Raw genomic sequence first — 8,431 nt, 5'->3', positions numbered from 1 at the left:
CCTCCGGCGGGCATGATGTAAAGCCAGGAAGCCAGGAGTTTAACAACACCTGGCTTGCCCTCCAGGCTATCATGCCCACCCCTCAATGTAAATTCGAAATAATTGTAGATCACTATACAAATTTTTTTAATAAGTCGATTATCATTGTTTGACACTTTTACACAAAATTTAGGACTTGACTGAAGATGTCTCGACTTCGGACACAACTGAGCTGTTTTGGCTTTCCTTTGTCAGAAGATGCCACGACTTCAGACACAATCGAGATGTTTTTGCTTTCCTTTGTCCGAAGATGTCTCAACTTCAGACACAACCAAGCTGTTTTGGCTTTCCCTTGTCAGAAGATGTCTCGACTTCAGACACAACCAAGCTGTTTTGGCTTTCCTATGTCAGAAGATGCCACAACTTCGGACACAACTGAGCTGTTTTGGCTTTCCTTTGTCAGAAGATGTCTCGACTTCGGACACAACCAAGCTGTTTTGGTTTTCCCTTGTCAGAAGATGTCTCAACTTCAGACACAACCAAGCTGTCTTGGCTTTCCTTTGTCCGAATATTTACTGATTTTATTTTTCTAAAGCGATCTACTTTGACTTTTACTGTAATTTGATCTTCGAAACCCTATGTGTTTTACTATGTTTGCACCTCTGAAGTAAACTCGTTAGGAATTTCCAAGCTCCTTGTTCTTGCCTCAACTTCCCCAAGCCTCGGATTTTTGCCCACAATAGATGATTTTCGGGAATTTCAGTAAAATAACCAAAAAGACATAACAAGGTCAATTCAGTACCCCCTATCCGTCAATATTGTTTCCTGTATTCTCATTTTCGACCGGCTATAATAAAAGAAAACGGTTTCAAAAAAGTGAGGGGGTGGTGTAAATGGAGGCGAAGACAGCAGTAAATGTAGGACAACTAAGCCGAAAACCGGAACTCAAGCCAAAACGAAAAATAAAATGGAAAAACGTGTTAACCTATGCTGCTTTTGTTGGACCTGCATTATTGTTTTTTGTGGTAATTCAAATTATCCCATTTTTGATGGGGATCTATTATTCATTTACATCCTGGAATGGAATTAGTGCAGCGGTGGACTGGGTTGGATTGGAGAACTATAAAAAGATTTTTACCAACGATGCGAAGTTTTTCAATTCCTTCTGGTTTACAACAAGGTTTATGTTTGCAGCTGTAGTCATTAGCAATTTGTTAGGATTCGGATTAGCGTTATTGCTAAATGGCGCATTGAAAACGAGGAATATTTTACGAACGGTCTTTTTTATGCCAAATGTCATTGGCGGACTTTTGCTCGGATTTATCTGGCAGTTCATCTTTGTGAAGGGGTTCGCCTCGGTTGGGAAATATACCGATATTGGGATTTTTAAGCTTGCATGGTTAGGTGATGAAGCTACTGCGTTTTGGGGAATTGTGATTGTATTCGCTTGGCAAACGGCTGGGTATATGATGGTCATTTATATCGCAGCTTTGCAGGGAGTCGATCAATCTTTAGTAGAGGCTGCTAGAATTGATGGGGCTTCGAATTGGAATGTCTTAACGAAGATTATGATGCCGTTAATTCTGCCAGCGTTTACGATTTGTTTCTTTTTGACGATCTCGATGGCCTTTAAGATTTTCGATATAAATATTTCGTTAACGAACGGGGGACCGTTCAACTCAACAGAATCTGTTGCGATTAATATATATCGGGAAGCCTTTCAGTATAACAACTTCGGTCTAGGAACTGCCAAAGCGGTCTTGTTCTTTGTAATTGTAGCAGTCTTTACGACTGTTCAAGTTGTGATGACGAAGAAAAAGGAGGTTGAGGCATAATGAACCAAAGGTACACAAAGAAGACACTACTTCTAGAGATTCTTGGAATTGTGCTAGGTCTCATTTTTCTCATCCCATTTTACTTTGTCTTTATTAATTCGATGAAGGCTTTTTCTGAGATTTTAATAGACGCGGCTGCCTGGCCTAAGGAATTTCTATTTACGAATTTTGTGAAGGTATGGGACATTATTCATTTTCCACGAGCGTTTTGGAATTCATTGATTATTACGGTAGCCAGTAATATTGGTATTGTCGTAATTAGTTCAATGGCTGCATGGAAATTAGGCAGAACGGGTGGCAAGTTTAGCAACTTCTTGTTTATTTTTTTTGTCGCAGCGATGGTAATTCCTTTCCAGTCTGTCATGATTCCGTTGATGAAGCTTGGTGGGATGTTGGGAATTGTTAATAGTATTCCAGGTTTGGTGATCATGTATTTTGGGTTTGGCGTTCCATTGTCCTTATTCCTGTTTCACGGCTTTGTGAAAACAGTGCCAATTGAAATTGAGGAATCAGCGAGAATAGATGGCTGTTCACAGTTTGGCGTGTTTTGGAGAATTGTATTTCCGTTACTAAAACCCATTACGGTGACGGTGATTATTTTAAACACCTTATGGATTTGGAATGATTATTTACTGCCTCTTCTAGTTTTAACAGATGCAGAACTACGAACAATTCCTTTAGCAACAAGCTCTTTCTTTGCTCAGTATACAAAGCAATGGGATATGGGATTAGCAGCACTCGTTCTGGGGATCACACCCATCATCATCTTCTTCTTGTTTTTACAAAGGCATATTATTAAGGGAATTGCTTCAGGCTCGATTAAATAGGTTATACGTTTTTGTATAATACAAAAATTCACATGATAAAGGGGGAAATAGTTAATGAAACGCAAATTGCTTTTGTTAACAATGGTTTTGTTTTTAGCCATCCTTGGCGCCTGTTCAGATAAGGAGAAGACGGATGGCAAGGGAGATGGAGGAACTGACGGGGAAACCGTTACGCTAAACATGATGCAGTTCAAGGTTGAGATTGCCGATCAGCTTCAAGCGATGATTGATGAGTATGAGAACGAACATCCAAACATCAAGATTAAGCTTGAAACTGTTGGTGGTGGTGCTGATTATGGTGCGGCATTAAAAGCGAAATTTGCTTCAGGCGATGAGCCAGATATTTTTAACAATGGAGGATTTAAGGAATTAGAGCTTTGGAAAGAACGTTTAGCCGATCTTTCTGATGAGCCTTGGGTCGAGCATGTGTTGCCAATTGGTAAAGTTCCAATGACAGATACAGATGGAAAGCTATATGGGATGCCTGTTAACTTAGAAGGCTATGGATTTGTGTATAACAAGGATTTATTTGAAAAAGCTGGCATTAAAGAAGCTCCAACTACATTTTCAGAGTTAAAAGAAGCTGCAGAAAAGCTTGAAGCAGCAGGGATTACTCCATTCTCAGCGGGTTATGGAGAATGGTGGGTTATTGGTCAACATTTACTCAATATCCCGTTTGCCCAACAGGATGACCCTGTTAAATTTATCGAAGGGCTTTATGATGGAACAGAAAAAATTGTTGGGAACCAGCATTTTGAAGATTTTAAGAATGTTCTAGATTTAGAGTTAAAATATGCAAATGATAATCCGTTAACGACCGATTATAATACCCAAGTTACTTTATTTGGATCTGGTGAAACAGCTATGCTGCAACAAGGAAACTGGACAGAAAACATGATTTATGAAATTAATCCTGAAATCAATATGGGCTTCCTTCCAATTGCAATGACAGATGATGAAGCAGCAGCAAATCGTCTGCCAGTTGGAGTTCCGAATAACTGGGTACTGAATAAAAATTCAAAGCATCTACAAGAAGCTAAAGATTTCTTGAATTGGATGGTGTCATCCGAAACTGGTAAGCGTTTTATTACCGAAGAGTTCGCGTTTATCCCGGCATTTGATAACATCGAACCGAAAGGATTAGGGGATCTGGGTCTATCAATCTTGGAATATTCTAAGGAAGAGAAAACAATTCCTTGGACATGGTTCAGATGGCCAGATGGGGCAAATATGGAAAAAGCAGCGGCCATCCAAGAATATGCTGCAGGAAAAATTGATTACGATGAATTACTAGCTCGTTTTCAAGAGACATGGGATAACCTGAAATAATCAAAGCCTAAAGCAGTCATTCAGTGATGACTCCCTTCTTGATAGAAAGCATGTCTATACTAGATATGCTTTCTATTTTATACTAAGAATGTATATATTTAGGAGGGAGAGCCCTTTGTTCAAAAAGAGTATTCGAAATAGGCTAATTGTGTTATTACTACTCACTACAATCGTGCCGTTTGGAACGTCTATTGCGATTACCTATTTTCATATTAAAGAATCGTTGAAGGATCAAGTCGTTCAAGAGAATAAGAGTCTTTTATATCAAGGGAAGGAAAATCTTTCGAACTATATCCGAGAGCTGAATGGATTATCGCTCTCACTCTATAATAATCCTGATATTGTGAGTTTTTTAAGGTCTCCACATAAGGAGAAACATTATCAGATCTTGGATACTGTGAAAGATGTTCTGCAAACGATTTTATATGCGGAAGAAAATATTGAACGAGTCTATATTACGTTTGAAAAAGATGACCGAATCATCTCTATTTCAAAGCAGTCAGCAGTTGTATTTGCAAATAAGGTAGAGAATGGTAACGATGATGCCTTGGAAAAAGCAAAAAAAAGTCTAGGGAATATGTATATCGAACCGATTCATATCCAAAATGACTTGGACGATATTGTAAATGTTAAACGGCCAAAAACCGTATTATCGATTCACCGTTCTTTTATTAATTCACCATCTAATGACGTTCTTGCCTTTGTCACATTGGAAATTACACCAGATAAAATCATTGAATTAAGTGAAAATCTTTATAACAAAGAAAACGAGGAATTTTATATCGTTTCTGCTGAAGGAGATTTTATCTATCAATCTACACAAGGGGAAAAGGCAGAACACAGAGAATGGATTGATACAGTCGTTCATACTAATGATGAGCAGGGGACGATGGAATGGAGTGATGATTCCTTTCATGGGGTCATGGTCTATAATAAGCTTCCAGAGATTGCTGGGAACTGGGTGTTAGTCAAAAGAATTCCTTATACCACTCTCTATGAAAGCGTGAATAACGTCGCGATTATCAACATCTTGTTTGGGGTGATTGGATTAACCCTAGTTGTACTTGCAACCCTGTTCGTCTCATTTAAAATAACGTCTCCTATTCGAATCCTTCTTCACAACATCCGTCAGGTTGAAGAGGGAAACATGGATGTGAATTTTCAGCCTTTGGGTGAAGATGAAATTGGGGTTTTAGGAAATCGCTTTAAACAAATGATAGAAAAAATCAATCATCATATCAATAAGGAATATAAGCTTGAAATCGAAAACAAAACCAATCAATTGCGTGTACTTCAATCACAAATTAATCCGCATTTTTTATACAATGCACTTCAATCGATAGGTACACTTGCGTTAAAAAACAATGTCCCACAAATTTATTCGTTGATTACTCAGCTTTCGAAGATTATGAGATACGGAATGAATATGGAAGAAGACATCATTCCATTGATTAAAGAAATAACTTATATAAAAGCGTTTCTGCTTTTACAAAAAGAAAGATTTGGAGAACAATTCGAATTCATCATTGATGTTAATGAAAATGCACAAGATGTGAAGGTTCCGAAAATGATTCTGCAGCCGATTATTGAGAACTATTTTAAGCATGGATTTGATGATCGGACTGAAGTTGGTATGCTTACGCTAACATGTTCAATTGAACAATATGAATTATTCATTGCTGTAAAAGACAATGGGACGGGTGTATCTGAAGAGAGACTGCAGGAAATCGATTCATATTTTCATAGTGGAACTAGTATGGGTGAGGGAACCAATATTGGACTCAAAAATGTATATGCAAGATTAAAGCTTTATTATCATGACCAAGCCACTTTACAACTTCAAAATAATGAGGAAGGCGGTCTTTTAGTGACGATGAGACTTCCGATGGATGTGGAAGGTGCTAATTATGAAAGCGATCATTATTGATGATGAAAAGCATGTGCGCGACGGACTTCTTTTACTAGCAGACTGGAAAAGATTTGGAATCAATACGATTTTTGAGGCAAAAGATGGGGAAGAGGCTGTGAACCTCATTAACGAGCATCAGCCTGCGATTATTTTTACAGATATGAGAATGCCAAAACGAGATGGAATTAGTCTTTTAAAATGGATACACGCATCCGGGATTTTTAGTAAAACCATAGTCGTAAGCGGTTACGACGACTTTGAGTATATGAGGAATGCTATTTTTTATAAAAGCTTTGATTATTTATTAAAGCCAATTGAGCCGGACGTGCTTAATGAAACATTAGAAAAAGCGATTGTCGAATGGAAGGAGGAAGCTCTTCATCAAAAGACATTGGTTCCGAATCAAAACCATCAAAGTGGGAAAACGGGCATCCATTTGATTGAAGAATTCGTCAGACACAATTATCAGAATGAAATCAATCTGCAAGACATAGCGGACCGATTCTTTTTTAGTCGGGAATATATTTCAAGGAAATTCAAGCAAGAGTTTGACGATACCATTACAGACTATGTAATGAAAATACGGATGGAAAAAGCAAAAGAATTATTGGAAAACCCACATTTAAAAATCTATGAAGTTGCAAATCTGGTGGGCTATCAGAATGAGAAATACTTTAGCAAACTGTTTAAAAAGTTAATTGGGGTAAGTCCGAATGAATATCGAAATAGGAAAGTGAAGGTAAAATGAGCAGACTGGAGGACGTAACATGCTACAAGTAACGGTTTGGAATGAAAATCGACATGAACAGAAGGATTCGATTGTACGGGAGGTTTACCCGGAAGGGATACATGGGGCGATTGCAGGCTTTTTAAAAGAGGAGAAATTCCAGGTTCGAACAGCCACCCTAGATGAGCCTGAGCACGGTTTAACTGATGATGTTCTTGAACATACAGATGTTTTAGTATGGTGGGGGCATCTTGCCCATCATGAGGTACGTGATGAGATTGTTGAGAAGGTGAAGCAAAGGGTACTTGATGGGATGGGGCTCATTGTTCTTCATTCAGGTCACTTCTCGAAGATTTTTAAATGCTTAATGGGAACATCCTGTGATTTAAAATGGCGAGAAGCGGATGAAAAAGAACGAATTTGGATTGTCGATCCAAGCCATCCGATTGTGGAAGGGCTGGGTGAATATATCGAGCTTGAAAAAGAAGAAATGTATGGGGAGCATTTTGATATTCCCGCACCTCACCAGCTGTTAATGGTGAGTTGGTTTGAAGGTGGAGAGGTATTTAGAAGTGGCTGTACCTATCAAAGAGGGAAAGGGAAAATTTTTTATTTCCGACCAGGTCATGAAACATACCCAACATACTATCACAAGGACATTCAACGAGTGATTTGCAATGCCGTCAAATGGGCAAAGCCTACTAAGCTACCAAAGCCTATTTATGGGAATGCCCAACCACTTGAAGAAATCAAAGCAAGTAAATAAATACATAGAGGAGGAATGAAGGATGAGTAAAGTAAAAATTGCTGTGATCGGTTGTGGGAGCATTGCCCAGCACCGTCACCTGCCTGAATATGCAATGAATGAACATGTTGAGATTGTGGCGGTGTGTGATATTGTCGAGGAACGTGTCAATAAGGTCGCAAGTGAGTACGGTGTCATAGCTTATACAAACTATGAAGAACTACTTGCAGACCCAGAGATAGAAGCAGTAAGTGTTTGTACACCGAACTATTTGCATGCACCGATCTCGATTGCCGCATTGGAAGCAGGAAAGCACGTGCTCTGTGAAAAGCCAATGGCTACGTCTAGCGAAGAAGCGATGAATATGATTGAAGCGGCGAAGAAATCAAACAAGAAGCTAATGATTGGGCATAATCAGCGATTTGTCGCTTCCCATCAAAAGGCTCGAAAGCTAATTGAAGATGGTGAATTAGGAAAGATTTATAGCTTCCGTACCGCATTTGGACATGGTGGTCCGGAAGGATGGAGTGTGGACGGAAAGGAAAGTTGGTTTTTTAAGAAGAACGAAGCCTTTATTGGCGCAATGGGTGATCTTGGCGTCCATAAAACAGACTTGCTGCGGTTTTTGTTAGGGGAAGAGTTTGTCGAGGTGGGAGCATTCATTGAAACAAGTGCCAAGGAAAACGCGGATGTAGATGATACAGCCGTTTGTATTTTACGAACAGAATCTGGCATTATCGGAACATTGGCTGCGAGTTGGTCTTACGTGTCAAAGGAGGATAACTCAACGGTTATTTACGGAGAAAAGGCGATTCTACGTCTTGAGGAAGACCCTGTTCATAACCTTATTCTTCAATATAAAAATGGGGAGGTTGTGAAATGTGAATTAGGCGGCATTCAAACAAATGAAGAGGGTGGGCAAACAACTTCTCACGTTATTTCCCATTTTGTTCAATCAATCATTTCTGACACCATTCCACCTGTACCTGGGGAAGAAGGAATGAAATCGCTACAGGTCATATTAGCAGCACTTGAATCAAAAGAGACGAGCAAGATTATCACGATCAATTGAGGTGTAAA

The 8,431-nt window shown here is 39.1% G+C and carries 7 protein-coding genes; all 7 read left to right on the top strand.

The annotated features are described in order from the left end of the window. The first annotated feature begins 872 nt into the window (after window positions 1-872). The 7 genes from E1I69_RS15275 (at window position 873) to E1I69_RS15245 (ending at window position 8,423) form a co-directional block, all read left to right on the top strand. Window positions 873-1,814, top strand: a complete 942-nt coding sequence (locus E1I69_RS15275; RefSeq protein WP_136380437.1) for a carbohydrate ABC transporter permease — start codon at window positions 873-875, stop codon at window positions 1,812-1,814. Continuing rightward, window positions 1,814-2,641: a carbohydrate ABC transporter permease gene (locus E1I69_RS15270; RefSeq protein WP_136380436.1), complete on the top strand. Its 828-nt coding sequence runs from the start codon at window positions 1,814-1,816 to the stop codon at window positions 2,639-2,641. Before E1I69_RS15275 ends, E1I69_RS15270 begins: the two co-directional genes overlap by 1 nt. Before the next feature lie 54 nt (window positions 2,642-2,695). Beyond that, window positions 2,696-3,970 carry an ABC transporter substrate-binding protein gene (locus tag E1I69_RS15265; protein WP_136380435.1) on the top strand — a complete coding sequence of 425 codons (1,275 nt, stop codon included), beginning with the start codon at window positions 2,696-2,698 and terminating at the stop codon, window positions 3,968-3,970. Window positions 3,971-4,085: 115 nt separating this feature from the next. Then, the gene (locus E1I69_RS15260) at window positions 4,086-5,897 is read left to right on the top strand and encodes a sensor histidine kinase (RefSeq protein ID WP_136380434.1); all 1,812 of its coding nucleotides are present in this window, start codon (window positions 4,086-4,088) and stop codon (window positions 5,895-5,897) included. After that, on the top strand, window positions 5,878-6,627 hold the full coding sequence (locus E1I69_RS15255; protein WP_136380433.1) for a response regulator transcription factor: 750 nt from the start codon (window positions 5,878-5,880) through the stop codon (window positions 6,625-6,627). Before E1I69_RS15260 ends, E1I69_RS15255 begins: the two co-directional genes overlap by 20 nt. Before the next feature lie 19 nt (window positions 6,628-6,646). Continuing rightward, a complete protein-coding gene (locus E1I69_RS15250; RefSeq protein WP_136380432.1) occupies window positions 6,647-7,372 on the top strand; it encodes a ThuA domain-containing protein in 726 nt (241 codons plus the stop codon). 22 nt (window positions 7,373-7,394) lie between these two features. Beyond that, window positions 7,395-8,423, top strand: coding sequence for a Gfo/Idh/MocA family protein (locus E1I69_RS15245; RefSeq protein ID WP_136380431.1), 1,029 nt, complete (start codon window positions 7,395-7,397; stop codon window positions 8,421-8,423). The last annotated feature ends 8 nt before the right edge of the window (window positions 8,424-8,431 follow it).

This window comes from Bacillus timonensis, assembly GCF_004799755.1.
Classification (GTDB): Bacteria; Bacillota; Bacilli; order Bacillales; family Bacillaceae_L; genus Ferdinandcohnia; species Ferdinandcohnia timonensis_A.
The sequence above is the reverse complement of the archived record's forward strand: the minus strand, read 5'-3'. Positions and strand labels throughout refer to the sequence as shown.

What these genes read in the sequence shown, in the direction of transcription:
- E1I69_RS15250 (WP_136380432.1), top strand. Translation starts at nt 6,647, where the DNA reads ATGCTACAAGTAACGGTTTGGAATGAAAATCGACATGAACAGAAGGAT.
- E1I69_RS15270 (WP_136380436.1), top strand. Translation starts at nt 1,814, where the DNA reads ATGAACCAAAGGTACACAAAGAAGACACTACTTCTAGAGATTCTTGGA.
- E1I69_RS15255 (WP_136380433.1), top strand. Translation starts at nt 5,878, where the DNA reads ATGAAAGCGATCATTATTGATGATGAAAAGCATGTGCGCGACGGACTT.
- E1I69_RS15245 (WP_136380431.1), top strand. Translation starts at nt 7,395, where the DNA reads ATGAGTAAAGTAAAAATTGCTGTGATCGGTTGTGGGAGCATTGCCCAG.
- E1I69_RS15265 (WP_136380435.1), top strand. Translation starts at nt 2,696, where the DNA reads ATGAAACGCAAATTGCTTTTGTTAACAATGGTTTTGTTTTTAGCCATC.
- E1I69_RS15275 (WP_136380437.1), top strand. Translation starts at nt 873, where the DNA reads ATGGAGGCGAAGACAGCAGTAAATGTAGGACAACTAAGCCGAAAACCG.